This window comes from Dehalogenimonas sp. W (assembly GCF_037094495.1).
Classification (GTDB): Bacteria; Chloroflexota; Dehalococcoidia; order Dehalococcoidales; family Dehalococcoidaceae; genus Dehalogenimonas; species Dehalogenimonas loeffleri.
The window spans coordinates 710,788-736,273 of record NZ_CP146612.1 but is presented as its reverse complement, the minus strand read 5'-3'; the positions used below and the strand labels follow the sequence as shown (position 1 = coordinate 736,273).

Sequence of the window (25,486 nt, the reverse complement as noted above, 5' to 3'; positions counted from 1 at the left end):
CTTAATCTCCACTGTTCTTATCAATATTCTGGCGGCCAAGACTCCGCCAGCCGATAAACGCCGCTACCGCAGCGATTATTACAATGCCCAGACCGAGGAAAATCACGGCGTCCTGCCAGAAACCGCCGGGAAACAACATGATGAGATAGTCGGTTGACGGATCCAGCAACCAGAAATCATTGGCAAAACTAATCATGTGGAAGCGGGTAAAAAAGGCGTTGAAGTCAATGGCGGCGGCCAAACCCAGCGCGGCGACCACGGCCAGGGTCAACGACCCGCCCCAGAAAACCGGGGCTGCTAAAAGCTGCCTTTGCCGGCGGTAAAACAAAAGCCCGGCCACCAGCAACGAATACCCCAAGCTGACGTCCAGCCCCAGATAGTCCAGGCGGATCAAGGCCTTCACGTCATAGAGGTGAATAATTTCCCGCTCATTAAACAGGGTAAAGGGCTCGCCGTCCTTCACAACGACCAGATCAATAAACTCATCACCGGAATTAAAATAGGCCGTCAAACCGTGGGCGGCCTTAGTCAGTTCCGCCGGGGCCAGCCCGGTGGCCTCAGCGACGTTATAACGGCTGAAGCCGTACTCATAAAGCGGCTGGAAGTTAAAGGCGGCGGCGATAACGGCACTGATAATCAACAGGGGCAGCACGACCGCCAGCGTCCAGGCGCTGAGCCGGGGCCAATCAGGCGTCGTCAGCTTCATCGCTCTCAACAGGTGGAGTGTCAACCTCTTCAATATCAGCCAGAACCGCCCGGGCCTCTTCCAGCTTTTCCTGAGGCACCATCACCCGGCGCGGCATCAGCGCCGACGCTACCTGCAGAAAGGTAGCCGAACCGGAGGATTCAATATAGGCCGGAATACCGGAATCAACCAGGATATCCCGCCACAAAGTGGCGGCAAACTCATTATCCGCCGTTGCGGCGGCAACCCACTCGTTATCAGCCATGGCCTTCATAGGCGGCACTGCCGGTATCACCCAGCAGGGTCACCAGTTCCTCCAGTAATTCATCGTTACAGGTTACTCTCACCTGGGTCATTTTTAGCCGGTACAACTTGCCGGGGCAGGCAATCTGGAGATTAACGCTGCCGGGGCCGGGATACAGACTGAGAATATCCATGACCTTGTTAAATAGTTTGAGATCAGCTTCAGCGTTTTCGGTTTGGTTAAGAACAACATTTAAGCTACGGGACATGTTATGCGGTGTTTCCTTATCTGACGGTAAATTGTGCGGGGTAATTTTTTCAGCCGGTTCAGCGGCGGCCGTCGCCTTGACCGGACTCGGTTTGGGTTTGGCAACAGCTTTGGGCGGCCGGGGAGAGAAATCCCGCCGGCCGTTGTAACCGTTGCCGCCGGTCTTTCTTTGGATGCGGACCATCTCACCCACCTGAACATCGGCTTCCTCAGCGCCGGGCTGATAGAGCCTGACGGCATCGGCATGAATGGAGCCGCGGTCACCGCGGAACACCACCTTGCCTTCCACCAGCAAGACGTTGCCTTCCTGCCAGAATTCCCGGGTCTGGGCGAACAGCTTGGGCCAGGCCACTACCTCCACCCGGCCATTCAGGTCTTCCAGTTCCACGGAGGCGAAGGTATTGCCGTCCCGGGTTTGGGACTGGCGGGCGGTCACCACCATTCCGGCCAGGGTGGCCAACTGACCGTCCATTTCTTCAGTGATCTCACCGCAGGTGGCGGTGGTGTCATGGTCAATATGGCCGACAAAGCGGGAAAAAGGATGCGCCGAAATATACAGCCCGAGCAAATCCTTCTCCCAGGCCAGAATATCATTGAGCGAGGCACTGCCGCCGTCCAGTTCCAGCACCATCGGCGGGGCTTCGGCCACGCCGCCGAAAAGATCAAACAGCGTCCCCTGACCTGAATCACGGATACGGCGTTCCCGTTCGGCAAACTCCAGAAGGCGGCCGGCATTATGTAATAAAGCCCCCCGGTCAGCGAAGGAATCCAGCGCTCCGGCCTTAATCAGGCTCTCCAGGACGCGGCGGTTCATGCAGGCGGCATCAGCCCGGCGGCAGAAATCCTCTACGCCGCGGAAAGGCCCGCCGGTGTTGCGTTCCGCCACCAACGCGGCGACCGCCGTTTCACCGACATTTTTGACCGCCGCCAGACCGAAACGGATGGCCGAGCCTTTGCCGGTTTCTTCAATGGTGAAATTGACATCGCTGGCATTGATATCCGGCGGCAGCAGTTCAAGACCCAGGCGGCGGCATTCCACGGCGGCGGCGGCGACCTTTTCAGCGACATCACGCTGGGTGGCCAGGAAGGCGGCTATGTACTCTACCGGAAAATTAGCTTTGAGATACGCCGTCTGATAGGCAATCAGGGCATAACTGACGGCGTGGGCTTTGTTAAAGGCGTAACCGGCAAACGGCTCAATCAGACCGAAGATTTCGGCGGCCAGTTCTGCGGTATAACCGTTTTTCAGCGCCCCGGCGATAAAGTTCTGCTTCTGTTTCTGCATGACTTCCGGGTTCTTTTTACCCATGGCCTTACGCAGGATGTCCGCCTGGCCTAACGAGAAGCCGGAGAAGGTGCGGGCGATAAAGAGCACCTGCTCCTGATAGACGATAACGCCATAGGTTTCCTGCAGTATCTCCTCAAGCGCCGGGTGCGGGTACGTAATAGGTTCCTCGCCGTGTTTGCTTTTAATAAAGCGCGGAATCTGCTCCATCGGGCCGGGCCGGTAAAGGGCGACCATGGCGGCGATGTCGGTAAAATGGGTCGGTTTCAATTCCTTGATGTAGCGGCGCATGCCGACGCCTTCCAACTGGAAGACGCCCATGGTTTCGCCGGCGGCCAGCAGTTTAAAGGTTTTGGCGTCATCCAGCGGAATACTGTGCACGTCCAGCGGCTGACCGCGGCGTTCGCCGATAATCTGCTGTGCCCGCGACAGGATGGACAGGTTGGCCAGACCAAGGAAGTCCATCTTCAGCAGACCAATCAGCCCGATGTCTTCCATGGGGTACTGGGTCATCACCAGGTCGGCCTTGCCGCCCTGAGATGATTCCCGGTTCAGGCGTTGCAGCGGGGTATGCAGCGCCAGCGGGTCCTTGGAAATGACCACGCCGGCGGCGTGGGTGCTGGCATGCCGGGATAAACCGGAAACCTGGCGCGCAGCATCAATTATCTTCTGCACGGTACCGTCTGAGGCTACCGCCTCGCGCAGTTCAGTGTTTTCTTCCAGGGCTTTATCCAGCGTCATATTGGGACCGAAGGGAATCAGGCGGGCGACCCGGTCCACATCCGCCAGATCAATGCCCAGCGCCCGACCGGTGTCCCGGATGGCCGCCCGGGCACCCAGCGTGCCGAAGGTGATGATCTGGGCAACATGATCCAGTCCGTATTTTTCCGACACATACTCAATGACCTCGTCACGGCGGTCATCCTGAAAGTCCATGTCAATATCCGGCATTTCCTTGCGTTCAATGTTCAGGAAGCGTTCAAAAACCAGCTTGTATTCCAGCGGATCAACCTCGGTGATGTCCAGGCAGCGCAGGACGATGGAAGCCGCCGCCGAGCCGCGGACGCCGAAGTAGATGCCGCGTTCCTTGACGAACCGGATGATGTCCCAGACGACCAGGAAGTAATCGGCGAACTGGGTTTGTCTGATGACATCCAGCTCATAAGCCAGTCGTTCCTTCACCGCGTCGGAAGCATCGGGGTAGTATTTCGGCAGTGCCTGATAGCATAGATCAGCGACATATTCGTCGGAGGTCATGCCGGCCGGCCGGTCTATCTGCGGCAGGTGCAGCCGCCCGAACTCCAGCGTCAGGTCGCATTTATCGGCAATCTTACCGGTATTTGCCAGCGCCTCCGGAATGTCCCGGTAAAGCTCCGCCATCTCAGCTTCGCTTTTCAGGTAGAACGAGTCCGCCTGCATTTTCATCCGGGCGGTATCCTTCACCATGGCGCCGGTGCCGATGCACAGCAGCAGGTCATGGGTCTGGGCATCTTCCCGCCGGACGTAGTGCACATCCCCGGTGGCCGTCAGCGGAATATCCAGTTCTTTGGACAGGGCGATGAGGGCGTTGTTGATTTTATCCAGTTCCGGCATTGGATGCCGCTGGATCTCAAAGTAAAACTCACCATTAAAGTTGTCCCGGTACCAGGCAGCTGCCTCGCGGGCCTCATCCAGCCGGCTCTCCATGATCAGCCGCGGCACCTCGCCGGAAGGACAGGCCGACATGGCAATCAACCCTTCCCGGTACTGGGCGAGGATTTCCTTATCCACGCGGGGCTTGTAGTAGAAGCCATCGGTATTGGCCAGGGAAACCAGCTTGAGCAGGTTACGGTAACCGGTGAGATCGCGGGCCAGCAGCACCAGGTGACGATGATTCTTGTCAGCGGCGGTTTTATCCAGCCGGGAACCGGGGGCGACATAGACCTCGCAGCCGATAATGGGCTTGATACCCTGAGCGCGGCACTCCCGGTAGAACCGGAGGGCGCCGTGCATATTGCCGTGGTCGGTAATGGCCAGGGCGGTCATGCCCAGTTCTTTGGCACGGGCGACCAGCACCGGAATGCGGCACATGCCATCCAGCAGGCTGAATTCAGTATGAACGTGAAGGTGTGTAAACATGCGGTAAAATCCGCGGTCATTATAACATCACCGGGGACTCTCCGTCCTGAGAGTTCAGGGCTAAGCGGACGGCAATTGGCTGTCAACAGTCAGCTTTCAGCTATCAGCGGCCAGCCGAAAAGGGGCAGTTTTCAGTAAAATGTACAGGGATTACTTCGGCAGCAGCCTCACGAGGATGGCTGGAGTGTAATAATAGCCCTTTTCCGGCGCATTACAGCAGCGGCTGATGTTACGGGACGGCAACATGGTAAAGTATTGGTACCCTTTTCTAAAAGCGAAGGAAACGAATCCTCTTCTTATGAATGTAACTGCTGTTCCAGAGGAGTGCTACGAAAATAGGCTGACAACCAAAACGTCTTTTTATCAGAACATATAATAGCATATTATTGTGTGTTAGGCAAGAGGTAAATGTCCCATTTTGGAAATATATTTTAGGCGAGCTGTCAGCCGTCAGCTATCAGCTTTCAGCCTTTACAGGGCGGGCCTGAGCAACGTCGCGACGGAAATTCCAAGCTCTAAGCACCAAATCCCAAACAATGTCTAAATTACAAATCCGAATGTCCGAAACGGGGTACCAGGCGGGCTTGGCATGCCAAGCCCCTACAAAACGGTCTCAGACTATTCTTGCTGGATTGCCACAAGCGCTTCGCGCTTTCGCAATGACTGGATGGGAACGGTACCGGGTGGACGCGGCATGGTTACGTTGCGATGGAAATTCCAAGCTCTAAGCACCAAATCCCATACAATTTCTAAATTACAAACCCAAATGTCCGAAACGGGGTACCAGGCCGAAAGCAATCGTACAGTATCGGTTCTTATGGATTACCCGTTTCCACGGGTAATGACAATGGGGGAAACCGAGATTGCTTCGGCGGCGGCGCGTAAGGTGTAAGGTGTCAGCCGTCAGCTGTCAGGCTTTTTACCGGGCGGGCTTGGCATGCCAAGCCCCTACAAAACGGTCTCAGACTATTCTTGCTGGATTGCCACAAGCGCTTCGCGCTTTCGCAATGACTGGATGGGAACGGTACCGGGCCGAAAGTTCTATCCGGTGCGGCGGCGGCGGCGGAACCAGGTGAATAACAACCCGGCCAGCGAAATGCCCGCGGTAAAGGCAGCGATGAGCATAATCGGGTTAACACTCGGCGGCGGCGGAGGGAAGGGGCCGAAGGTAATATCCGGGATAACCTTGTCGGTGGCGGTAACTTCCAGCAATTCGTTGGTTTCAGCCTGGACTTTAAAGGTGAATTGAACGAATTGTCCCGCCGGCAACTCGCCGGTGCTGCGGTCATCAACCAGAGGGTTATCTTCCAATCCCATTTGCGCCAGGGTAACCGGCTCCGTCAGGGTGAATTTAAAATGCCTGGGCGTGATCGGGTTGATGTTAACGCTGGTTGGGGAGAGTTCTCCGGCTGCCAGTATTTCGGCCGGAATGTATTGGGCGGCAACCGCCGCGACATCAAAATTGACGCTGGTTGTCGCAGGCGGTTGCGTCGCGGGATTCTGAGAATCACCGCATGCAGACAGTACGGCCAGCAGCGAAACGGCAACCAACACCAATGATTTCCTGGTCATCGTTACAATCAACCTCCCAGATAAACCACGTCGGTGGCCCGGTTAATATCTTCGGTTAAAAACCAGACCTGTCCGGTCCTTTCACCCGGCGGAACAGGCATCGGCGGCGTGGTATTGATACCGGAATCAGATTTTTGAAGCCGGAAATATTCAATGGTACAGCTATAATAATTGCTGGATAATCTTATTAGTTCCAGTTGCCGCAAATGACCGTGTGCCAGATGGAAGACATCCACATAGTCATATGTGTAGCCGATATCGTTACGCTGGAATCTTATTTGCACGGCCAACCCGCCATCCCCACGCTCCAACGCCGCGATGCCCACGGCATCAAGTTCGGCCAGAATCCCCAACGGGTGCCGGTACTCCAAAACCGATGTGGTGACCAACGTTTTTACCACCAGCTGACCGGCAGAGTTCATCTCGGCGGAATAGAATTTCGGGCTCCCGTCAGTATCGTAGCCATAGAATTTCAGAGACAACTTTTGTATGTCACCATCAGCATCGGTAAGCAGATTGAACGTGTCCAGCCGGGCCGTCTCTTCCTGAACATCAATGACATCCACGACCTGGTGCCAGACCCCGGTCAGATCCAGGTCATCAATATGACTGGAAACGGCAACTGACGGATTGGCGCAACCGGAGAACGCCACCAGCCCCGCCAGGAGCATGATTACCGGAACCAGATATTTTCGGGGTATTGCCATGGTTATTCCTCAGTCTAATAATTTGAAAACCGAACCATTGGCGCGGTTGACGACCCAGACGTCCTGACCGTCGTAAGCCAGAGCGGCTCTCATGGCATAGGTACCTTCGGCGAAAGAATAAGTAGTCAGGCCGATGATTTCCTGAGTGGCAATATCAAATTCGGCCACCGTGCCGTCCTCATAGTCCACCATCCAGATACTGCTGCCGTCGGTAACGGAGTTGCCGCCGTATACCGGCATATCCATAGTGGTCACGGAGATGGGATTGCCGGCAGCGTCCAGATCCAGCCAGTAGAGAAAGGGGCCGATATAATACCATAAATCTTCACCGTCAAAGACAAGCGAACCACCAAGAGCACCGGGCATCAGGCCGATGGGGTCCCCGATAACGCCATTTTCGGGATCAATACGATAAAAGGACTCCCCAGCCGCCCACAGGTACCGCCCATCGGAAGAAAGATAGCTAAGGCCATTATTCACCAGATGGTCTTCCAAAACGATGCCGTTGGTGCGGCAGATCTTGCTGAGGCTGTCCATACCGCCCCAGAGATATTTGCCGTCATAATACAGGGAGCCGTAATCATCAGGGTTGACCGTCCATTGGTCATACACTGTCACCTTAAGATTGGCGGCATTTATTTTCACCAAGTGACCACTCGGGTAACTCCCGCTGAGCACCGATACCCATAGATACTTCCCATCAAAAGCCATGCCCTCGGCCCGGCCCTCGATAGGGACCTCCGCCACTACCGACCCGTCAGCCGGGTCTACCTTGCGAACCGAGCGGTCGCCGTCGTCAGCCACCCACAGATACTGACCGTCAAAACAGGCACCGATGCCGCTCTGCCACTGGACCGTCAGCGGGTCAACATCCTCCGAACCACCGAAGTTGAAGCAGAACCAGCCCTGGCCGTAGAGATTGGCACCCACGGAGAACAGGATCAGCAGCAACACGACGAGAACGCCCCGGTTACGACCGGCTGAGTGCAGAAAACGGATAAACGGACTAGCGGATTCATCAGCCACCGGAACCTCACCGGCGGCTTCCTTCTGCCAGTCCCGGCGAGTAATAAAATAGTAAATCAGGGCGACAAAGGGGAGCAACAGCCCCGAAGCGATACCCCAGGGCAGTGCTTCGCCGGTGCGCCGGCCCAGCTTCCGGGCGTCACGGAATACGATGACACCGATAATGGCGGCGAGGATATACCATGTTAAAAGGTAAGCGTAAAATCCAAGCATCTCAGTCCTTCCTTTTCTGCTCCAGAGAGGAAACCTGATCCTTCAAAGCGTCTATTTCCTCCCGAAGTTCCCGGTTTTCTTCCCGACGACGTTTGAGAAGGTAGTTCCGCACCAGAATGACGACGATAGCGATGGGGACAAGCCAGAGCAAGATATTGATGAATATGATTATGAATTCCATAAAACCGAATGTCATCAATGCGTGTCTCCTTTATCCTCAGCCGAGTTTTCCCCTTCAGCGGAGTCCAGAGCCGCCAGGCGGCGGCGCAGGTCACGCAGTTCCTGTTTCAGCGATTCATGCTCAGGCGCCGCCGGTGGCCGGGCAATCTAGTAAACAACCCAAACCAGCCCGGCCAGGAGCAGCCCGATGAACAAAATCTCAAAAACCCCGAATCTCATCGGTAAAACATCATATTTCTCTCCGGCGTAGCGGGCTCCGACATGCCGGACATACCGAATCGTCTGCCCGCCTGACAGGCAATCATCCGCTGCAATCCTAATTGAGACCTGATTGTGTTATTCATGGTTGGTTACTTCTGAGGTGGCTTGACGAGGCCGTATTGAGAATGGTGGCACTAACTACGACCGTCAACTGCAGGCCGTAAAACAATCTTTTTTCCTTGTCCATACGATTTTCCGCCGGGTGGCTCTCTTTATCCATTCTATTTCTTGCCCGGCTGGGTGGCCTCAATAAAGACACTTTCCAGACTGCCGGTGGTGCGGCGCATCTCGGTGACATAGAGCTTCTCTCCGGCCAGAGCGGCGGATATCTTTTCAGCCGCGTCTGCGGGAGCGGACACCAGAACCCTGTCCCGGCCCTGCTTAACCTCGTAGCCGGCTTTTTCCAGCACAGCGGCCGATGCCGCCAGGTCAGAGGTGATGATCTCAAAGACGACCCCGGCCTGACCGGCGCCGCTGATAAGGTCGGCCAGTGCCCCTTGACTGACGACCACGCCTTTCTTGAGGATAGCCAGATGGGTACACACCTGCTCCACCTCCGACAGCAGATGAGACGCCAGCAGGATAGTCTTGCCCTGCCGGTTGAGATCATTAATCAGATTACGGATTTCAACAATACCTTCCGGGTCCATACCGTTGGTGGGTTCATCCAGTATCAGAAACTCCGGGTCATTCAGCAGGGCCAGGGCCACCGCCAGGCGTTGTTTCATACCCATGGAATAGGTGCGGAACTTGCTTTTAGCCCGGTCGGCCAGACCGACCAGTTTCAACACTTCATCCACCCGCTCATCGGACACGGGCCCGGTCAGTTCGCCAAAAATCTGAACGTTGTCCCGGCCGGAGAAATTGGGGTAGAAGCCGTGCAGATCCATGACCACGCCGACCCGGCGTAAAGACTCCGCCTGCCACGGCTCACCAAACAGCCGTACCTTCCCGGAGGTGGGAGACAGCAGACCCAGGACACAGGAAATGGTGGTGGTTTTACCGGAGCCGTTGGGGCCGAGGAAGCCGAAGACCTGTCCGCGCTCAACGGTGATATTCAAATCCTTAACGGCGGTGACCTCGCCGAAGCGTTTGGTCAGATTTTCAGTTTCCAGAATATTGTTACTTACATTCATGCTTTCAACTCCTTGCGACCGAACACGGTAAAGACAACTGTGGTGTACAAGCTGATATAGATGAAGGCGCCGATGAAGGCCGCCGGCAGGTCACGGTAGTCATTACGCCCTTCGCCCGGAACGGTAACCCCCAAACTGGTGGTGTTGACCCAGGTTTCCTGAATCATGGAACCATAGTTATAGCCCAGCGACAGCGGCGACAACGAACCGATGATGCCGTCCATACCCGGATGGGCGAACAGAAAGATGGTGCCGCCGACAAAGGCAATGATCAGGCCGACGGTCATGGCGGTTACCGGCGAAGCCAGCAGTATGCCCAGGGCTGCCCCGCCCATGGTGTAGCCCAGGAACATCAAAGCCCCCAGCCAGATAATAGACAGGAAAGCGCCGAAACTGAACGCCGCCGGCGCCGCAGCGGACAAACCGGAATAGGACATATAACCGCTCAGCGTCACCGCCAGACCAAGCACCAGGGCAAAGAATAGCGACATGCCGATTACCGTGAGTATTTTGGCACTCATCAGGGAGTTACGGCGGATGCCGCGGGATAACATCAGCCGGTAGGTGGAATTACGAAATTCGCCGGCAAACAGGCTGACACCGGCCGCCACTCCCAGCACCGGAATAAGATTGGAAAAGCTGATAGCGGCGCTACTGGTTAGCTGCGCAAGCGAAAAACGTCCGTCTTCAGCGGTCAGCTTGTCTTTCTCCGCCTGGACGGCATCCCGGTAGAAGTCCTTCCAGAACTCTATATTTTCTGGAATAGGGTTGCCCTCTTCATCGTTTACCGGGTAGGCCCGCCAGTCAAAGTCGTCCGGAATAAAATTCGAGAACAATACCATATGACCGGCATCCAGTTGGGAAACTATCTCAGAATAATTCTGGTCTAACTGCCGCACCTGAAAATTGTAGGAATCACTAGCATTGGAGCTTATCAGTATGGAGAAAAGGATAATGACCGCCGCGATGATGTAGAGCGATGCACCTTTGCGGAGCTTCCGGAACTCCAGGCGGCTGAGCCGGAAGAGACTGCTGGTGTCGGACATGGGCACCTCCGGATGGTTTTTTGCCGTTTTTCCACGGCTTTCGGGGCATTATACCACCCCAACATGAACGGGAGATGAACGAAACGGGGTTTTTAGAGAATTTTTTAAAATATTATCCGTCGGTTTTCATGAAATGGGCGACAACTCCGACTACGCCAACGAGAAAGAAAACAGCTCCCATTACCGAGGCAAAAACCGAACCGGTAATCATCCCTGTTGCCGTAAGAATCATCCCGACAAATAAGATACCAGCTCTTGGCCAAAAACCCGGATTCAACATCAGATTTGCTTCCTATAAACTACCTGTGACTTTGTTTGGTTGATCCGTGAAGAACAAAGACTGTAGATAATCCCAACACAAGAATAAACGGCAGGAAGATCAGAAAAGATTCAACCAATATGACGTACCAACCCGCACGAGTTTGTAACAATAATACTGAATAGATCAGATATATCGTCACTGCCGGGGCTAAAGCCAAAACCCGGCTTTGGCCTTTGACTACGATTCCCGCGGCGACCAGCATCCCAACAAAAAACAATAAACCAAAAAACTGGAATATACTCCCACTATTACAGGTAATTGATGGCCCGTTCCGCCAACAACATCGTTTGCTACAATTACCAGCAACAAAACTCCGCCGGCTATTCCGCCTATTATTAATTGCCTCAAGCGATTACGCATTAAATTAATCAAGGCAACGATAAATACCACCAAATTGGCTAAAAAGCCGATCGTGATGATTGGGGCAGAGTCCGGTTTCATCAATACGAACAACATGATACCTGCAATAATACTGGTGACTATGATTAAGCTGGAAACTATATTCCTCATTTGAACCCTCGTTGAAGCACTATTATAGTTAGCATTTTTTTCTATTATTCTCCGACTAATTCAGCACCTCAATTACTTTATAATCAGGATGAGAAATCCTAATTCCGTCTTTCTCATCACTACCCACTCCAATCAGTACCCTGAATATTGCCGATGAATCGGCACTTTTATCAATCCTGTCAAGTTCAATAACGACCACTCCGGTTCCACCTCCTGACGGTGTATAACGGTTCATTCCGATTTCTATTCTTTTATCGTATTCTTCATCGGTGTCACCGGTACGCCAGATGATCACTGCTTCATTATCGGGTGTTGTATTTTGTTGATAACTACTGGTAACACCGGAAATATTCCAGTTTCCCGGGATATAAAAGACAACCCCACCCCAATCGTTCGGATCAATATTGACCCAGGCTATAATTGAGATACGTTCGGTGACGCTATCATTGCCGAAAAGCAAGATAGAACCCCTGACCGACGTCTCCAACTCCGTTGATTCTGAGGTAACGATGAATTCCTGAGTCTGGATTAAACCGGTATTGACCATAATATCAGACGTGTCCTTTTGATCAATACATGACACTCCCGACAATAGAAGGGTTACCGCTAGCACCAGAAAAACAGATTGCCTGAAACGCTTCAAGATTTCATAGTCCTTTCAAACACATCATTATTCTGCCCCACTACCCCTGAGGTATCTCTTGTTGGATGACGGTAACCAATTTATCGGTCAGACTAACGATGGCTTCATAGACTTGAGACAGTTGCGCCGGCATATCCGGGAATGACCGGTCACCGTCAGGAGACAGATAGCCGGTTGCATTCACCGTATGAGTCAGGCCGTTGACGCTTGCGGTTATGGACAATATCATGTCCCCGAAAGACAATCCGCTTTCGTTAAGGCGGCCGGGAAAGGAATAAGCAGACGCCAGTTCATAAAAGCCACTCGCGGATACGGTTGCCAGTAAACTGTTCAGTTCGGATTCCGAAAGCACAGCAGTTTTCCAGGTGCGGGTGGCAGGGTTCCCAAAAACCGGGAACCGGATTCCTTCATCGTAAATCTGAACCATCAAGCCGTCAGGGTAAACATCCAACACCACCCGATCCCCGGCCATGGTATGATTCAAATTCAGGGACAGTAACGGTTCATTGAAAGGCATCGCCAAGGCGGGGGTGCCGACAATCTTCAAACGAACTGGAAACCGGCCGTAATCAAACTCCGAAGTACGCAACCCGATTTCAAACGAGTGCTCACCCGGCTCAATGTTTTCGGAAACCGTGATTATCAAGGCTGAGGCCAGCGTCCCGGGCAACCACAACCCGCCGCTACCATACTGGGAAAGCTGGATGCTTTCAGGGAGATCGGCGGTATAAAAATTCAATTCCTCCTCAGCTGAAAAACCGCTTGGACGGCTGAGGTAAAACATGCTGTAATGCGTTTCACCTGGAGCAGTCTCAATATTTTTCCGATAATTAAGACTCTCCCGGCCTTGAGCCCGATAAAGATCAACCGGATTGGTTTCAACAGCCGGCCAATATTCAGTATCTTCTGCTGAGGCAACCAAGGCTCGATAAGCCAGGCCGCCGGGGGTGGGAACCAGGTCATCCCCCCGTTTCAAATCATATACCGGCAAGGAATCCAAAACAGGGACAGCGGTCTTCACCGGTTCAGACACCGGCGAAAAACACGCTGAAGTCATCAACAGAATAAAAACGACAGAGGGAAACAGCCACTTTTTCATTTTACCCCCGCTTTTTAATTAGGCCGCCACGGAGGATGATTATACCACCCGAACATGAACGGGAGATGAACGAAACGGGGTTTTTGAGGTTTTTTTTTGTGAGAAACCGGAACAAATCGGACATCCCATCCGCCTGGTGGTCAGCTACCAATTACTTAAATTTTCAAACCCCTGATGACCTGCAAATCAGTAAACGGATAGTGCTCTACGTTGTTGGTCAACAGCGGAACCCCCAGCCAAAGGGCAGTAGCGGCGATAATAGCATCAGCCATACCGATGGTTATCCCTGTTGAACGAAGCGCCCTTAACATCATACCCGCCTGCCGGGCAACCGGGACATCAACACCAATGGAAACCAGACCATCCAGGAAAGCATTGGTGTCCGCTTCCTCTGCGGGCTTCATACCCTGGTATATTTCAAGGTGGGTGAGTGTGCTTACAGCCAGCAGACCGTCATCGGCCCACCGATTTAACAGTATGCGGGCGTATTCTCGTTTTCTAAGAAAATCAATAGCGATATCCGTATCAACGACACACGCGATGCCTTTGACCCGACTACCCGACACTAGTCTCTACAGGCCCGGGCAGCCGTACTTCACCCGCCGTTCTGATACCGCGAACCCAGGCTGTTGAATCCTCAGGAGTCATCAGGTCAGGATGGCTTTTATCTTTCCAGGCACCCAAGCCTCTCTCCAAGGCAATCATCTGCTTGCGCCGGGCCAGGTAATACTCCAACGCCTCGGTAAAAAAGGCGCTGATTTCTCCCTGAGAAGCGACCGTACGTATTTCCCCGGCTAATTCCTTGGGCAGAGTAACCGACATTTTTTCCGTCTTCGCTTTGCCACCCATTTGAATCCTCCATCCTGCAACATAATATCGGCATACTAATAATACTACCATTAATACTACCGGTCAAGACTTCAACTCCTTGTGACCGAAGTTGGCTTGAACAAACATAATCATAACCGTGATATACGCCAACGCCATCCCGACAGCCCAGGGGACACTCCGGTAACATTCCACTTTATCGGACGAATCCCACAACAGGTGGGTCAGACTGTTGAAATTGTAGCCCAGGGTTAACGGGGAAATTGCACTCAGCATGTCGTCCCCGCAAGGCGTCAGCCCATATACAAAAAACTGAGACAGCATAAAGGCAATGACCACCCCTGCCACCAACGCCGGCACCGGCGAGGCTAGGAGCGTACCCAGCACCCCGCCAAACACCATATAAGCAAACAGCAGGAGGAATAATACCCAATAGATTTCAAACACGGCTCCGGGATCAATAACGGGCGGTTGCGCCGCGGCCAGACTGTTGTAATTCGCCAGACCGATAATAAATGAAGTAATCACCAACACCGTTGCCAGCAACAACGCCAATGAGGCTAACGCAAGGAATTTAGCCCACATCAGATCGCCCCTTTTGACACCGCGCCCGATGATCAGACGGTAAACACCGCCATTATATTCCATAGCTAAAACAATCACTCCCAGAATAACGGCAAAAACCGGCATGATGGGAACAATTTTGCCGGGCGACATTAAGCTTGAGAACGAAAATTCAGCGCCATCGGCCGTAAGGGCGTCAATTTGTCCCTGATAATATTCCTGGTACATCTGCTGGTAAACCTCAACATTTCCAGGGATTTTATTGCCGCTTTCATCCCGCAGCGGATACCGGCTACGGTCAAAACCGGCGGGTAGCGCCTCAGAATATACAAGGTCATAGTCTGCTCCAAGAGCAGCGATAGCTTCATTCATTCTATCTGTGGTGGCAATGACCTGGTGTTCATAGTAATCCCCCGGCCCCGCCATGGTGATTACGGTAAACAGTAACAGTAAAAGAGTCACAAGATAGAAGGATTTCCCTTTGAAAATCTTCTTTAGTTCAAGGAGCCAGAGTCTTAACATCATTTTTTCTTGTTGATATACGCTAACAACGCTTTCACTACGACATATGTGACCCCGGCTATCAGTAATGCACTACCGATGAATACTATCAGCCCTAATCCCGACATCAGTACATACTCCTTTCCGATTTATGAACTCTGGCATCCATTCTTTCTATTTGAATTCCTTTCTGGATTGGAAGAGGAGGATGATGGAAAATATGCCGGTCAGCGTCCAATGGAGTAAAAATAATGAACAGACAGCTCCAGCGAGAGCCAGCTTCCAAGACCTTCTTCGGAAAGAATAGATACCGCCGATAACAGCGACTATTCCAGCGATAATCAGCGGTAAACCAAAAAAGGTGTCACCCACCCAGGTGTTCCTGATTCCCGACAGCACCTCAACAGCACCGATAAGCGTCAGACCGCCAAGTATCTCAATAGTGCCGTTGATGATGTTGAGGAAACCCGCGCCGGTAGGCAGCCAGGTATTTTTGACCGGCTCCGTTGAGCTGACAGAGGTGTTTAACACTACGGCCCCCTTCCATTTATGGGATTTAGGAATCCGGCTTAATAGACGTTATCCGGAGCGATTATACCACCCCAACATGAACGGGAGATGAACGAAACGGGGTTTTTAGAGAATTTTTTCAAGTATGAAGATTATTCACCGGTGGTCACCATGCTTCATTACCAACCGGAATCCCGACATCAACCTCATGATGCAGGTTTTCCGGAGTGATCTGTTCTAATAGATAATCCAGCATTACGCTACCCCACTGTTATCACGATGCGCTGAGAACTCCGGAACCCTTCCTGGACGAAGACCGAGGCTTCAAGGGAATAAGTTCCCGGTGTCAGGTCCGCCGACGCCTCAATGATAAACGCCAATGAATACTCGGTATTCGGATAGACAACCGGATCAACCGGTACCGGGGTAACGCTCAAGCCGGACGGAAGCGGCTTATCCCCGGCCGAATAATTCTCTTTGCCGGTAATCGTCACATAATACACCTGGGGAGAGTCAATGCTTTTTCCGGTCAACAGCGTCCAGTTCATCACGGTTATGTCGCCTCGAGTGACCGTTACTGAATCCGGAAAATCCACTGAACCGTTGTAGTCCAGAAAACCGGAGGTATAGGGATCAAAAACGACATGGCCGGCGTCATCCAGAGGAACGGAGTAAACCAAACTGTCCTGATCATCACCTGAAACGGCGATAACTTCCAGAGTTCCACCATCCTCACCAAGCTGAACTTTTGTGGAAAAAGAGCCGTCGGTATTAACGGAAACCGGCGAATCGTTCACCGTGACCGACGCACCGGGCACCGTTACCCTGCCGTTGACAGTCACCGGCGAAACCCGGTAATCAACCTGGGTACCGCCGTTGGGGTAATCAAGAAACACCGTCAGATTCGGGGTAAAGGTGACAGTAACGCTATCATCCAGTTTGGTGCCGCCAATTACGGCAGTACCTTTAACGATATTGGTCCCTTCCTCCAGTTCCACCCAGGCGAAAAAGGAACCGTTATCCACCCAGGCGGACTGACCGTTAATTTCAACGGACGAGGCGGTGGACGAAACCGTACCTTCCACCTTAACGATATTGGAACGTGTTTCCGTGTCGGTCAAGGGAGAGGTAATAGAGAATACCGCTTCCTTCCCTGTATCACACCCGGCAAACGAAGTAACCACGAGTACCAGGGCAATGGCTGAAATCCATTTTTTCTTAAACATTCAGGGCCTCCTATTATTTTGAAAACTCGGAGTCCGATACGATATTGATTTGGTCATCTACCAATAACACCAATCAGTAGAATTTATCTTTGACTTTGAGAAGCTAAATACTTGTTAAACTCAACAATGACGGATTTTGAACGGGAACTCGCTCTTTTTCAATTCGGTGATAAAATCAAAAATAATCTCAGTCCATTTTTACCATAAGGTCCACCAAGAGTCAGAATATCCCCCATGGTTTGTCGCGCCGCCTAAAGTAATTGTAACCCATGCACCATGTTGTTCGTGGAAAATGAAATAAATATAATCTATGTTCAACAATTGGCAAAATTCAGCGTCACCACCTGCCCAACCTTCCTCACCCTGATCCGCTGCATCAGAATTTTCCCAATCTGTCCAAAAGCTAAGTGAAGGAACTTCATAACAACAATCAATAACCGCGATAAAATCCCAAGCTGAAGTATCTAGCCAAGCTTCCACCGCTGCAACATAAGAGCAAGACAAACCTGCGTACGACTGAGTGTAAGAATAATAATATTGTCTGATTGACAGCAGTCTAAAGTCTTCCTTTTTGTTATCTGAAGCAGGGCCGTAGAAGGTTAAATCACTGATAGACATTGTAACCGTGCCATCTTCACTCGTCCAACTTCCCTTAGTTTCAAGCGAAAGGTTAAATTCAAACACTTCCCCATCCTGAAACATATACTCAGCAACAGTATCGCGATTTGTCCGTAGCAACACGATTTCAGTAGTACCCATGATTGTATAACCAATAACATCCTTTTCACTGAATTGGAAAGTCTTCATAAACCTATCAATAGCTAAAGCGGAATCTTCAAATGATTTGACATCCACCCCATCATCATACAACATCGGTTTTACGCCGGTTTTTTCATAGATATTACCATCAGAAACTAGCTCAATCACGACGGGTTCTATATCTAGAAAAGACTCCTGATTTACACTCACCTCCACCTTAGATTCAACAAATTCTTCGTTTTGTTCAGCATGAATTGAAACGGGTATTGATAAAATAAAAACCATACTAATTACACATGATAGCATCCTAATTTTGGTCGACATGTTATTACTCCCTCCAAAATGACAAATTCGAAACAACTCTGGACAATAATTTCATATCATTTCTCCACCATCCTATTTGAGATTTTAGCGTCACCAATGTAAACATGTTATTATTCGTAGAAGTTATGATGGTCTATTATTCTAAGACTTCGTTAATGAAGAGCGGAGACATTTCTTTTCACCGATAGCCTCCTTTTTGGGATACCGCTAAAACAGACTACCATACGAAGATGAAGGCCAGATGAAGAAAACACGGATTCTGAAAAGAATTTAGTAATGGGTAAATAGTACTACGGTATGAGAATTCTGGTTATTGACGACGACGAAGAACTCTGTTGCGACATCAAACAGGTGCTGGGGGAGAACGGTCACGTGGCTGAATGCGTCCATGACGGCGCTTCAGGAGTACACTTCGCCGGAGTTGCCGACTTTGACCTGGTGATACTGGACCTGTCACTGCCGGACAAGGATGGGTTAGAAGTCTGCCGGACACTGAGACGGCAAGGTTTGAATATCCCCGTCCTCATGCTGACCGGCAGAAAAGAGATAGACGACAGAGTAACCGGCCTCAATTCCGGAGCGGATGATTATCTGGGCAAGCCCTTTGAGTACAAAGAGCTACTGGCCCGAATTCAGGCGCTGAACAGACGTTTGACCGGAAACCGATCACCGGAGATTGCGGTGGGGGATGTTAGCGTTGATACTACATGCCATCAGGTCAATCTCAACGGCCGGGAGATTGCGCTGACCGCAACTGAATACCGGATACTGGAATACTTCATCACCAACCCGAACAAGCTGATAACCCGGCTGGAAATGGAAGACCGTATCCGCGGCACGGATTGCAATTACGAATCTAATGTCATTGACAGCCATATTGCCAAACTGAGGTTGAAACTGGCGTGGGACGCCCGTACCGGACCTTTACAGACGGTAAGGGGGGAAGGCTACAGGCTGAGATCGTGAGTGTCAAACTCAAACTAACCGGACTTTACTCCGTTGTCCTGCTGTCCACGCTGGTGATCATGTCCATTGCATCTTCCCTGATGTTATCTTTCGGCCTGGTGTCCAATCTAAATAACTCGCTTGCTGAAGATATCATAGAAGCACTGAACACGCTCTCAACTATACCCAGTGACGAATACCCTCAGGCGTTAGCCGAACTGGAAGATAAGTCAGTCAGTTCCTTCTTTGTTTATGACCTGAATTCCAAATCGTTAATCGGGGACAGCCCTTCAAACACCGTCATTCAGGAAACGCTCCGCGGAATCACAGACTGGCAAACGGGTATCAATTCCCATTCAATGAATTCCGTTGACGGACAGTCACGTTTGTATCTCATAAGCCTGACGCCCGGATCAGATAAACTGGTAGTGGTGGCCCGCGACACGGCATATATTCAAGCGGCCCTCAAGACCTATAGAAACATTTTATTCATGACCTTACCCGGCGCCCTGATTATCGCTGCAATTGCCGGTTGGGTACTGGCCAATAGTTCTTTAAGACAGGTACGGGTGATCACTGATACTGCCGAGAAGATTGACCCGGCGAAGCTGGAAGAACGGATACCGGTAAAGCATAGAGACGAACTGGGCCGGCTTTCCGGTACACTCAACGCACTCTTTGACCGTATCCACGGCTTTATCCAGCGGCAGCACCGCTTCACCGCCGACGCCTCACACGATCTGACAGCGCCGCTGACCGGCATCAGATCATCCGCCGAGGTAGCTTTGATGAAAGAGAGGACGCCGGAGGAGTATCGCCAATCATTGGAAAACATTATCGGACGGACCGACAAAATGCAGGCGATAGTGGATGACCTGATGACACTGGCGGGACTGGACGCCGGGCCCAGGCCAGCGAAAAGTGCTGAATTGGAGCTTTCTAAACTGGCGGAAGAGGCCGTGAACAGGTGGCAGGCCCCTGCCGCTAACGAAGATATTGAACTGACTGCCGAAATAAAACCGGGGGTCAGTATCTTTGGTGAGCCGGAACAGTTTGACCGGCTCCTGGACAATCTGCTGTCCAACGCGGTGAAATACACGCCGCCGGGCGGCAAGGTCAACCTCACGCTGGCACAACAGGACGGCGAAATCATCATAAGAGTAACCGACACCGGCATCGGCATCAGCCCGGAACACCTGCCCCACCTGGGGGAGAGATTCTACCGCATTGACCGTCGGGTGGAAGGCACCGGGCTGGGGCTGTCCATTGTCCAGGGGACGGCGCAGATATACCGCGGGGGGATGGAAGTGGAGAGCGCGCCGGGTGAGGGCAGTACCTTCCGGATAATCCTGCCGGACGGTTCTGGAAGCTGAAAATCCGCTCCGGGGGGTTGAAATGATAACCCCAATGGGTTATGATGGCTTTAACACCCAAATAACACAGCCACCGCCGCTGCATGCCGCGAAATAATCTAAAATGAAATATTTCCTTATCGTCCGCTTCTTCCCCTGACCTTTCTCCGGTTGCCCTTGACAGGCTGCCGCCGGAGCGGTGTACCTGCTTAATTCACCAAACACTAATCCCCGCCTAAAGCGTGTATTTTTCTTTTGCTATTATGAATATTATTTATCGTCACCCCGAAACCCAGGACGGACCCGCCATTTACCAACTGGTCAGGGACTGTCCGCCGCTGGACCTTAATTCACCCTACTGTTACCTGCTGCTGGCCGATCATTTCCGCCACACCTGCGTGGTGGCTGAAGATAGCGAAAGCGGAAGGATAGTCGGCTTTGTATCCGCCTATCTCCGGCCGGACGCCCCGGATACCCTGTTCACCTGGCAGATTGCGGTCCATGCGGACTGCCGTGGTCACAGGGTGGCCCGGGGACTGCTGGAGAAACTACTGAGAGCGGTTTATCGGCACCGGCCGCCGCGGTTTCTGGAGCTTTCAGTCAACCCGTCAAATCAAGCATCGCGCAAACTGTTTACCCGGCTGGCCGAACGGCTGGGAGCACCGCTCAGGGAAAGCGTGCTGTTTGGTGAAGACCTGCTGGGCAGCGGCCACGAAGCGGAGATACTGCTGAGAATCGGACCGCTGCCGGAAAACCTGAATATGATTAACGAGGAGTAACACATGAGAATTTTTGAACAAATGGAATCCCAGGTCAGGAGTTATATCCGTGCGTTCCCGGCCATTTTCGCCACCGCCGAGGGGGCTAAGCTCACCGATGACCACGGCAACGAATACATAGATTTCTTCGCCGGCGCCGGTACGCTGAACTACGGTCATAATAACCCGATGGTCAGCGAGGCGCTCATTGAATACATCAAGGGCAACGGCGTTATCCACGGTCTGGATCTGGCTACCACTGCCAAGCGCGACTTTCTGGAAACTTTCTATTCCACGATCATGCAGCCGCGGCACATGGAATATAAGGTGCAGTTCACCGGACCGACCGGCACCAACGCGGTGGAGACGGCACTTAAGATTGCGCGGATGGTCAAACGGCGCAGTAATGTCATCTCCTTCACCAACGGCTTCCACGGTCTGACGATGGGTTCGGTGGCGGTGACCGGCAACGCCTTCTACCGCGACGAGTCCTTCATCAACCGCACCAACGTTTCCTTCATGCCTTTTGACGGCTACCTGGGGCCGGAGGTTAATACCGCCGAATACCTGCGGAAATTTCTGGACGACTACTCCTCCGGCGTGGACCTGCCGGCAGCCATCATCCTGGAAACGGTGCAAGCCGAAGGCGGTATCAACGTGGCCAGCGATGAATGGTTGCGAGAGGTGGAGCAGATCTGCCGGGCTTATGACATCCTGCTCATCGTGGACGACATCCAGGTGGGCAACGGGCGCACCGGCACCTTCTTCAGCTTTGAAAGCTCCGGCATCAGCCCGGACATCATCACCCTGTCCAAGTCCATCGGCGGCGGACTGCCGCTGGCCATGGTGCTGCTGCGGCCGGAACTGGACCAGTGGCGACCCGGCGAGCACACCGGCACTTTCCGCGGCAATAATCTGGCCTTTGTCGCCGCTACCAAACTCTTCAGTTACTGGCAGGGCACGGATATGACCGAGGCGGTGGCTTACCGGGAAAAGATAGTCCGCGAGCGCCTCGGCGAAATTGCCGCCAAATACCCCCAGATTGAAGCGACGGTGCGGGGCAAGGGCATGATTAACGGGCTGAAGATCCCGGCTCAGAACTTCTGCTCGGAAGTCTCCAGAGAAGCCTTTGAGCGGGGGCTGATCATTGAACTGGCCGGGGCGAATGACGATGTATTGAAATTGTTGCCGCCGCTGATTATTGAAGAAGAGGTGCTGCGGGCCGGCCTGGATATCATTGACGAGGCTATCGGCGCGGTACTGGAAAAGAAGGAAAACCTGATAACGGGGAACGGCAGTGATTATTAGAACGATAGCAGAGTGTACCGGCAACGAACGGGAAATCAAAGCGCCGAACGGCAACTGGGTCAGCCGGCGGCTGTTGCTGCGGGACGATGGGATGGGCTTCTCATTCCATGAAACCATCATCCATGCCGGCAGTGAAACGCCCATCTGGTATAAAAACCATCTGGAAGCAGTGTACTGCGTAGCCGGCAACGGCAGCATTGAAGACCTGGCCACCGGCGAAGTTCACCAAATTGAACCGGGGGTGCTGTACGCTTTGGATAAACATGACCGCCATATACTGCGCGGCGGCACCGTGGATATGAAGATGATATGCGTCTTTACGCCGCCGCTGCGGGGCGACGAGGTGCATGATGCGGACGGGGCTTACCAACTGCACGAATAGTCTCCGCGCCGGAATAATTTACCGGAAACTCACTCTATCTCAGCAGCATAGAGCGCGGTATGGAGTTCTTTCACTACCGCCGTCAGTTCGTCCGGCGTGAAGGGCTTGGGCAGGAACGGCCGGCCGGTTTTTTGGACAAAATTACTGGTGTCGTTATTCATCAGGTCGCCCGAAGTCAGAATAACCCGTTCCACCAGGTCGGGGAGTTCTTGTTTGATATGTTGGAATACATCCTTGCCTGAGGCTATGGGCATGCGGATATCTAAAAGAATGATGGCATAATCAGTCCGGGTGATCTTTTCCCAGGCTTCCTGCCCGTTGGGGCAACAGTCAACTTCCAACCCCAAACCAGACAGCACCCGGAAACAGATTTCACAGATGGATGCCTCATCGTCGGCGACTAATATGCGGTTTTCGGGTGAGGTTAACAAATTATTAAGCCTTTTGAATGAATGACCACTCTAGTTTACTCGGATGTAGACAAATGTCAACCGGGTACTATGACTAATAGCTGGTTATTCAGAGGCAAACGACGAAATTCCGCGACTTTTGTCCAGATGAGGCAATAATTAGTTAGTAAAAAGAGACAACTTCACCCCTGTCAAAACAGCGGCGAAAAGGTTAAAGGCGCAGACGGCCGCGGCTGAGAAGCGTGGCAGCGATGATGCCGGTCAGCAGGCCGCCCAGGTGGGCTTCCCAGGCAACGCCCGGCATGAGGGAAATGAGCAGACCGCCGCCGATGACGGCAATCCACAGCGGCATGGGGAGGGGGATGGGAAAAATGATGACCCGGGTCATGGGGCGCAGGACGGCCAGCGCGCCACCGAGGGCAAAGATAGCGCCGGAAGCGCCGACGGCCACCGCATTAGCCGGGCCGAGCAGCCAGAAAAACAGACTGCCGACGATGCCGCCGATAAAATAGATGCCCAGCATGGCCCGCTCTCCGATGGTCTGGGTCAGGTAGCTGCCGAAGAAATAAAGCGCCAGCATATTGAACAGCACATGGGTCAGACCGCCATGGACAAACATACTGGTAACTGCCGTCCAGGGTTCGCTGGTAAAAGCGGCCGGCATGATGCCGAGCTGAACCACCAGTGACGGCATCCCCTGAGTCAGCAGGAAAATCAGGACATTAATACCGATCAGAACAAACAGCGGATTCTGCCAGACGGGGCGGCCATATTGTTGGTACATAACCTCTTAATGATAAAGGGTTAGCCTCTTTGAGGCAAATCAAGCGGACGGCAATGGAAATGGGAACTGAATTCGGACGATTTCCCGACCGGATTTGACGGAGTCTGGTACAATACAAAGAGTCAGGGATGGAGGAGCATTCATGTCTGAAGCGTTAAACTCAAAACAAATCAGCTACGAGTCCTATCCTGACGATATCATGGCTTACACCTCTCATGTCACCAGGAGACACCCGCTGATCCGCCGAATATTCTTCGGAGCCAGGCACGGGCCAATGCTAGTCGGTACGATATGTCTGGTAGTCGCCCTGATTTTTTATGTGAACGGCAATACAGGCGGCGCCTGGGGGATGGTGTACATTGCCTTGCTGGCATTCGGTGCGGGCTTCTTCATGCGGTGGCTGTTAGGCCGCTGGATTGCGGATATTGAGCGCGCACTGAACAATCATCCCGGACCAAATCTGGGCAGCCATAACCTGAGCCTTTCCCCGGAAGGCCTTGTTGATGAAGCCGAGGGGAAACACCGGAGCGTCTTCTGGCGGGACATTGATTATGTCGGCGCGGATGATTCTTATCTATATTTGGCCGTACGGCGAAGCGGGGACGCCAAATTATTCGGGGTGTTCGGGCGCGGATTGTGGCTGGACGCGCCGGATACGTCCCCGTTAATCATCCCGCGGCGGGCTTTTTTTAGCGAAAGTGATTTTCGGGAATATTGTGACACATTGTCGCGTTTGAAATACCAGACGGCCAAAACCGTTTGAACGCCTTACACCATTGGGATAGCGCCGGTTGCCTCCCTGACCCGCAAGCTCTATACTGAAGCGGCATGGCTAAAATAGCCGTTGTTGAAGACGACCGCACCCTGGCCGACCTGCTGAAGTACAACCTCAGCCGGGAAGGCTTTACAGTGGTAACCGCCGCTGACGGCAGCAGCGGTCTTGAGGTCATTCGCCGGGAAAAGCCAGATATCATTATCACCGACGTGATGATGCCGGGAATGGACGGTTTTGAACTCACCCGCACCCTGCGGGCTGAAACCACGGCGCCGGTACTGCTGCTGACGGCCCGCAGCGAGGAAATTGACAAGGTGCTGGGGCTGGAACTGGGTGCTGACGACTATCTGACCAAACCCTTTTCCATGCGCGAACTGCTGGCGCGGGTCAAAGCCATGCTGCGGCGGATTGAACTGACCGGCGGCGCGGCAGCGGGCGGCAGCGGCGACATACTGCGGCTGGGCAGATTGGAACTGGACACAGTGCGGCACCGGCTGACGGTGAGCGGACAGGCCATGGAGCTGACACCGCGGGAATTTGAGCTGCTGCACTTTTTAATGAATAACCGCGGGCGGGTATTCTCCCGCGACGCCCTGCTGGACCGGGTCTGGGGTTACGATTACCCGGGCGAAGACCGGACGGTAGACGTCCATATCCGCTGGCTGCGGCAAAAAATAGAAGCCGATCCATCGCAACCGGTTCACCTGGTGACGGTGCGGGGCGTCGGCTATAAATTTGAGGAATGA

At 52.9% G+C, this 25,486-nt stretch carries 28 protein-coding genes; 7 read left to right on the top strand and 21 right to left on the bottom strand.

Annotation, left to right across the window (positions count from 1 at the left end):
• Position 1: 1 nt before the first annotated feature.
• The 19 genes from V8247_RS03775 to V8247_RS03685 all read right to left on the bottom strand — a co-directional run bounded on the left by V8247_RS03775 (position 2) and on the right by V8247_RS03685 (position 18,026).
• Positions 2 to 706, bottom strand: a complete 705-nt coding sequence (locus V8247_RS03775; protein ID WP_338738921.1) for a TIGR01906 family membrane protein — start codon at positions 704 to 706, stop codon at positions 2 to 4.
• Positions 687 to 950, bottom strand: coding sequence for a putative signal transducing protein (locus tag V8247_RS03770; RefSeq protein ID WP_338738919.1), 264 nt, complete (start codon positions 948 to 950; stop codon positions 687 to 689). Before V8247_RS03770 ends, V8247_RS03775 begins: the two co-directional genes overlap by 20 nt.
• Entirely contained in the window at positions 943 to 4,599 is a 3,657-nt protein-coding gene (locus V8247_RS03765) for a DNA polymerase III subunit alpha (protein ID WP_338738917.1), read from the bottom strand. The genes V8247_RS03770 and V8247_RS03765 overlap by 8 nt, the downstream gene beginning before the upstream one ends.
• Positions 4,600 to 5,640: 1,041 nt before the next feature.
• Entirely contained in the window at positions 5,641 to 6,171 is a 531-nt protein-coding gene (locus tag V8247_RS03760; protein WP_338738915.1) for a hypothetical protein, read from the bottom strand.
• An 8-nt stretch (positions 6,172 to 6,179) separates the two neighbouring features.
• On the bottom strand, positions 6,180 to 6,878 hold the full coding sequence (locus tag V8247_RS03755; RefSeq protein ID WP_338738913.1) for a hypothetical protein: 699 nt from the start codon (positions 6,876 to 6,878) through the stop codon (positions 6,180 to 6,182).
• Between the two features lie 9 nt (positions 6,879 to 6,887).
• On the bottom strand, positions 6,888 to 8,117 hold the full coding sequence (locus V8247_RS03750) for a hypothetical protein (protein WP_338738911.1): 1,230 nt from the start codon (positions 8,115 to 8,117) through the stop codon (positions 6,888 to 6,890).
• Position 8,118: 1 nt separating this feature from the next.
• Positions 8,119 to 8,313: a hypothetical protein gene (locus V8247_RS03745; RefSeq protein ID WP_338738909.1), complete on the bottom strand. Its 195-nt coding sequence runs from the start codon at positions 8,311 to 8,313 to the stop codon at positions 8,119 to 8,121.
• Between the two features lie 466 nt (positions 8,314 to 8,779).
• Positions 8,780 to 9,694 carry an ABC transporter ATP-binding protein gene (locus V8247_RS03740; protein WP_338738907.1) on the bottom strand — a complete coding sequence of 305 codons (915 nt, stop codon included), beginning with the start codon at positions 9,692 to 9,694 and terminating at the stop codon, positions 8,780 to 8,782.
• Entirely contained in the window at positions 9,691 to 10,740 is a 1,050-nt protein-coding gene (locus tag V8247_RS03735; protein ID WP_338738905.1) for an ABC transporter permease subunit, read from the bottom strand. The genes V8247_RS03740 and V8247_RS03735 overlap by 4 nt, the downstream gene beginning before the upstream one ends.
• A gap of 112 nt (positions 10,741 to 10,852) precedes the next feature.
• On the bottom strand, positions 10,853 to 11,020 hold the full coding sequence (locus V8247_RS03730; RefSeq protein ID WP_338738902.1) for a hypothetical protein: 168 nt from the start codon (positions 11,018 to 11,020) through the stop codon (positions 10,853 to 10,855).
• Between the two features lie 219 nt (positions 11,021 to 11,239).
• Positions 11,240 to 11,572, bottom strand: a complete 333-nt coding sequence (locus V8247_RS03725) for a hypothetical protein (protein ID WP_338738900.1) — start codon at positions 11,570 to 11,572, stop codon at positions 11,240 to 11,242.
• 55 nt (positions 11,573 to 11,627) lie between these two features.
• Positions 11,628 to 12,119 carry a hypothetical protein gene (locus tag V8247_RS03720; RefSeq protein ID WP_338738898.1) on the bottom strand — a complete coding sequence of 164 codons (492 nt, stop codon included), beginning with the start codon at positions 12,117 to 12,119 and terminating at the stop codon, positions 11,628 to 11,630.
• Between the two features lie 136 nt (positions 12,120 to 12,255).
• Positions 12,256 to 13,314 carry a hypothetical protein gene (locus V8247_RS03715; RefSeq protein WP_338738896.1) on the bottom strand — a complete coding sequence of 353 codons (1,059 nt, stop codon included), beginning with the start codon at positions 13,312 to 13,314 and terminating at the stop codon, positions 12,256 to 12,258.
• 155 nt (positions 13,315 to 13,469) lie between these two features.
• Entirely contained in the window at positions 13,470 to 13,880 is a 411-nt protein-coding gene (locus V8247_RS03710; protein ID WP_338738894.1) for a type II toxin-antitoxin system VapC family toxin, read from the bottom strand.
• A complete protein-coding gene (locus V8247_RS03705; RefSeq protein WP_338738892.1) occupies positions 13,870 to 14,163 on the bottom strand; it encodes a hypothetical protein in 294 nt (97 codons plus the stop codon). The genes V8247_RS03710 and V8247_RS03705 overlap by 11 nt, the downstream gene beginning before the upstream one ends.
• Positions 14,164 to 14,226: 63 nt before the next feature.
• The gene (locus tag V8247_RS03700) at positions 14,227 to 15,231 is read right to left on the bottom strand and encodes an ABC transporter permease subunit (RefSeq protein ID WP_338738890.1); all 1,005 of its coding nucleotides are present in this window, start codon (positions 15,229 to 15,231) and stop codon (positions 14,227 to 14,229) included.
• 150 nt (positions 15,232 to 15,381) lie between these two features.
• On the bottom strand, positions 15,382 to 15,738 hold the full coding sequence (locus tag V8247_RS03695) for a hypothetical protein (RefSeq protein ID WP_338738888.1): 357 nt from the start codon (positions 15,736 to 15,738) through the stop codon (positions 15,382 to 15,384).
• A 239-nt stretch (positions 15,739 to 15,977) separates the two neighbouring features.
• Entirely contained in the window at positions 15,978 to 16,943 is a 966-nt protein-coding gene (locus tag V8247_RS03690) for a hypothetical protein (RefSeq protein WP_338738886.1), read from the bottom strand.
• Between the two features lie 198 nt (positions 16,944 to 17,141).
• A complete protein-coding gene (locus V8247_RS03685; RefSeq protein WP_338738884.1) occupies positions 17,142 to 18,026 on the bottom strand; it encodes a hypothetical protein in 885 nt (294 codons plus the stop codon).
• A 297-nt stretch (positions 18,027 to 18,323) separates the two neighbouring features.
• Between V8247_RS03685 and V8247_RS03680 the strand changes: the two genes are divergently transcribed.
• From V8247_RS03680 to V8247_RS03660, 5 genes are all read left to right on the top strand, one after another.
• Complete coding sequence (locus V8247_RS03680) at positions 18,324 to 18,992, top strand: response regulator transcription factor (protein ID WP_338738882.1); 669 nt, start codon at positions 18,324 to 18,326, stop codon at positions 18,990 to 18,992.
• Complete coding sequence (locus V8247_RS03675; protein ID WP_338738880.1) at positions 18,989 to 20,344, top strand: ATP-binding protein; 1,356 nt, start codon at positions 18,989 to 18,991, stop codon at positions 20,342 to 20,344. Before V8247_RS03680 ends, V8247_RS03675 begins: the two co-directional genes overlap by 4 nt.
• A 242-nt stretch (positions 20,345 to 20,586) precedes the next feature.
• Entirely contained in the window at positions 20,587 to 21,102 is a 516-nt protein-coding gene (gene ectA / locus V8247_RS03670; protein WP_338738878.1) for a diaminobutyrate acetyltransferase, read from the top strand.
• 3 nt (positions 21,103 to 21,105) lie between these two features.
• A complete protein-coding gene (gene ectB, locus V8247_RS03665) occupies positions 21,106 to 22,389 on the top strand; it encodes a diaminobutyrate--2-oxoglutarate transaminase (RefSeq protein WP_338738876.1) in 1,284 nt (427 codons plus the stop codon).
• Complete coding sequence (locus V8247_RS03660) at positions 22,379 to 22,771, top strand: ectoine synthase (RefSeq protein ID WP_338738874.1); 393 nt, start codon at positions 22,379 to 22,381, stop codon at positions 22,769 to 22,771. The genes ectB and V8247_RS03660 overlap by 11 nt, the downstream gene beginning before the upstream one ends.
• A gap of 29 nt (positions 22,772 to 22,800) precedes the next feature.
• Here V8247_RS03660 and V8247_RS03655 read toward each other — a convergent pair whose 3' ends face one another.
• Both V8247_RS03655 and V8247_RS03650 read right to left on the bottom strand, forming a co-directional pair.
• On the bottom strand, positions 22,801 to 23,202 hold the full coding sequence (locus tag V8247_RS03655; protein ID WP_338738872.1) for a response regulator: 402 nt from the start codon (positions 23,200 to 23,202) through the stop codon (positions 22,801 to 22,803).
• Positions 23,203 to 23,392: 190 nt separating this feature from the next.
• Positions 23,393 to 23,965, bottom strand: coding sequence for a rhomboid family intramembrane serine protease (locus V8247_RS03650; RefSeq protein WP_338738870.1), 573 nt, complete (start codon positions 23,963 to 23,965; stop codon positions 23,393 to 23,395).
• 142 nt (positions 23,966 to 24,107) lie between these two features.
• On the opposite strand from V8247_RS03650, the gene V8247_RS03645 reads away from it, so the two are divergent.
• The gene (locus tag V8247_RS03645; RefSeq protein ID WP_338738868.1) at positions 24,108 to 24,728 is read left to right on the top strand and encodes a hypothetical protein; all 621 of its coding nucleotides are present in this window, start codon (positions 24,108 to 24,110) and stop codon (positions 24,726 to 24,728) included.
• A 65-nt stretch (positions 24,729 to 24,793) separates the two neighbouring features.
• On the top strand, positions 24,794 to 25,486 hold the full coding sequence (locus V8247_RS03640) for a response regulator transcription factor (protein WP_338738866.1): 693 nt from the start codon (positions 24,794 to 24,796) through the stop codon (positions 25,484 to 25,486).

What these genes read in the sequence shown, in the direction of transcription:
- V8247_RS03680 (WP_338738882.1), top strand. Translation starts at nt 18,324, where the DNA reads ATGAGAATTCTGGTTATTGACGACGACGAAGAACTCTGTTGCGACATC.
- V8247_RS03725 (WP_338738900.1), bottom strand. Translation starts at nt 11,572, where the DNA reads ATGAGGAATATAGTTTCCAGCTTAATCATAGTCACCAGTATTATTGCA.
- ectA (WP_338738878.1), top strand. Translation starts at nt 20,587, where the DNA reads ATGAATATTATTTATCGTCACCCCGAAACCCAGGACGGACCCGCCATT.
- V8247_RS03735 (WP_338738905.1), bottom strand. Translation starts at nt 10,740, where the DNA reads ATGTCCGACACCAGCAGTCTCTTCCGGCTCAGCCGCCTGGAGTTCCGG.
- V8247_RS03700 (WP_338738890.1), bottom strand. Translation starts at nt 15,231, where the DNA reads ATGATGTTAAGACTCTGGCTCCTTGAACTAAAGAAGATTTTCAAAGGG.
- V8247_RS03750 (WP_338738911.1), bottom strand. Translation starts at nt 8,117, where the DNA reads ATGCTTGGATTTTACGCTTACCTTTTAACATGGTATATCCTCGCCGCC.
- V8247_RS03715 (WP_338738896.1), bottom strand. Translation starts at nt 13,314, where the DNA reads ATGAAAAAGTGGCTGTTTCCCTCTGTCGTTTTTATTCTGTTGATGACT.
- V8247_RS03760 (WP_338738915.1), bottom strand. Translation starts at nt 6,171, where the DNA reads ATGACCAGGAAATCATTGGTGTTGGTTGCCGTTTCGCTGCTGGCCGTA.
- V8247_RS03685 (WP_338738884.1), bottom strand. Translation starts at nt 18,026, where the DNA reads ATGTCGACCAAAATTAGGATGCTATCATGTGTAATTAGTATGGTTTTT.
- V8247_RS03745 (WP_338738909.1), bottom strand. Translation starts at nt 8,313, where the DNA reads ATGACATTCGGTTTTATGGAATTCATAATCATATTCATCAATATCTTG.
- ectB (WP_338738876.1), top strand. Translation starts at nt 21,106, where the DNA reads ATGAGAATTTTTGAACAAATGGAATCCCAGGTCAGGAGTTATATCCGT.
- V8247_RS03645 (WP_338738868.1), top strand. Translation starts at nt 24,108, where the DNA reads ATGTCTGAAGCGTTAAACTCAAAACAAATCAGCTACGAGTCCTATCCT.
- V8247_RS03740 (WP_338738907.1), bottom strand. Translation starts at nt 9,694, where the DNA reads ATGAATGTAAGTAACAATATTCTGGAAACTGAAAATCTGACCAAACGC.
- V8247_RS03770 (WP_338738919.1), bottom strand. Translation starts at nt 950, where the DNA reads ATGGCTGATAACGAGTGGGTTGCCGCCGCAACGGCGGATAATGAGTTT.
- V8247_RS03730 (WP_338738902.1), bottom strand. Translation starts at nt 11,020, where the DNA reads ATGTTGAATCCGGGTTTTTGGCCAAGAGCTGGTATCTTATTTGTCGGG.
- V8247_RS03640 (WP_338738866.1), top strand. Translation starts at nt 24,794, where the DNA reads ATGGCTAAAATAGCCGTTGTTGAAGACGACCGCACCCTGGCCGACCTG.
- V8247_RS03765 (WP_338738917.1), bottom strand. Translation starts at nt 4,599, where the DNA reads ATGTTTACACACCTTCACGTTCATACTGAATTCAGCCTGCTGGATGGC.
- V8247_RS03720 (WP_338738898.1), bottom strand. Translation starts at nt 12,119, where the DNA reads ATGGTCAATACCGGTTTAATCCAGACTCAGGAATTCATCGTTACCTCA.
- V8247_RS03755 (WP_338738913.1), bottom strand. Translation starts at nt 6,878, where the DNA reads ATGGCAATACCCCGAAAATATCTGGTTCCGGTAATCATGCTCCTGGCG.
- V8247_RS03775 (WP_338738921.1), bottom strand. Translation starts at nt 706, where the DNA reads ATGAAGCTGACGACGCCTGATTGGCCCCGGCTCAGCGCCTGGACGCTG.
- V8247_RS03705 (WP_338738892.1), bottom strand. Translation starts at nt 14,163, where the DNA reads ATGGGTGGCAAAGCGAAGACGGAAAAAATGTCGGTTACTCTGCCCAAG.
- V8247_RS03650 (WP_338738870.1), bottom strand. Translation starts at nt 23,965, where the DNA reads ATGTACCAACAATATGGCCGCCCCGTCTGGCAGAATCCGCTGTTTGTT.
- V8247_RS03690 (WP_338738886.1), bottom strand. Translation starts at nt 16,943, where the DNA reads ATGTTTAAGAAAAAATGGATTTCAGCCATTGCCCTGGTACTCGTGGTT.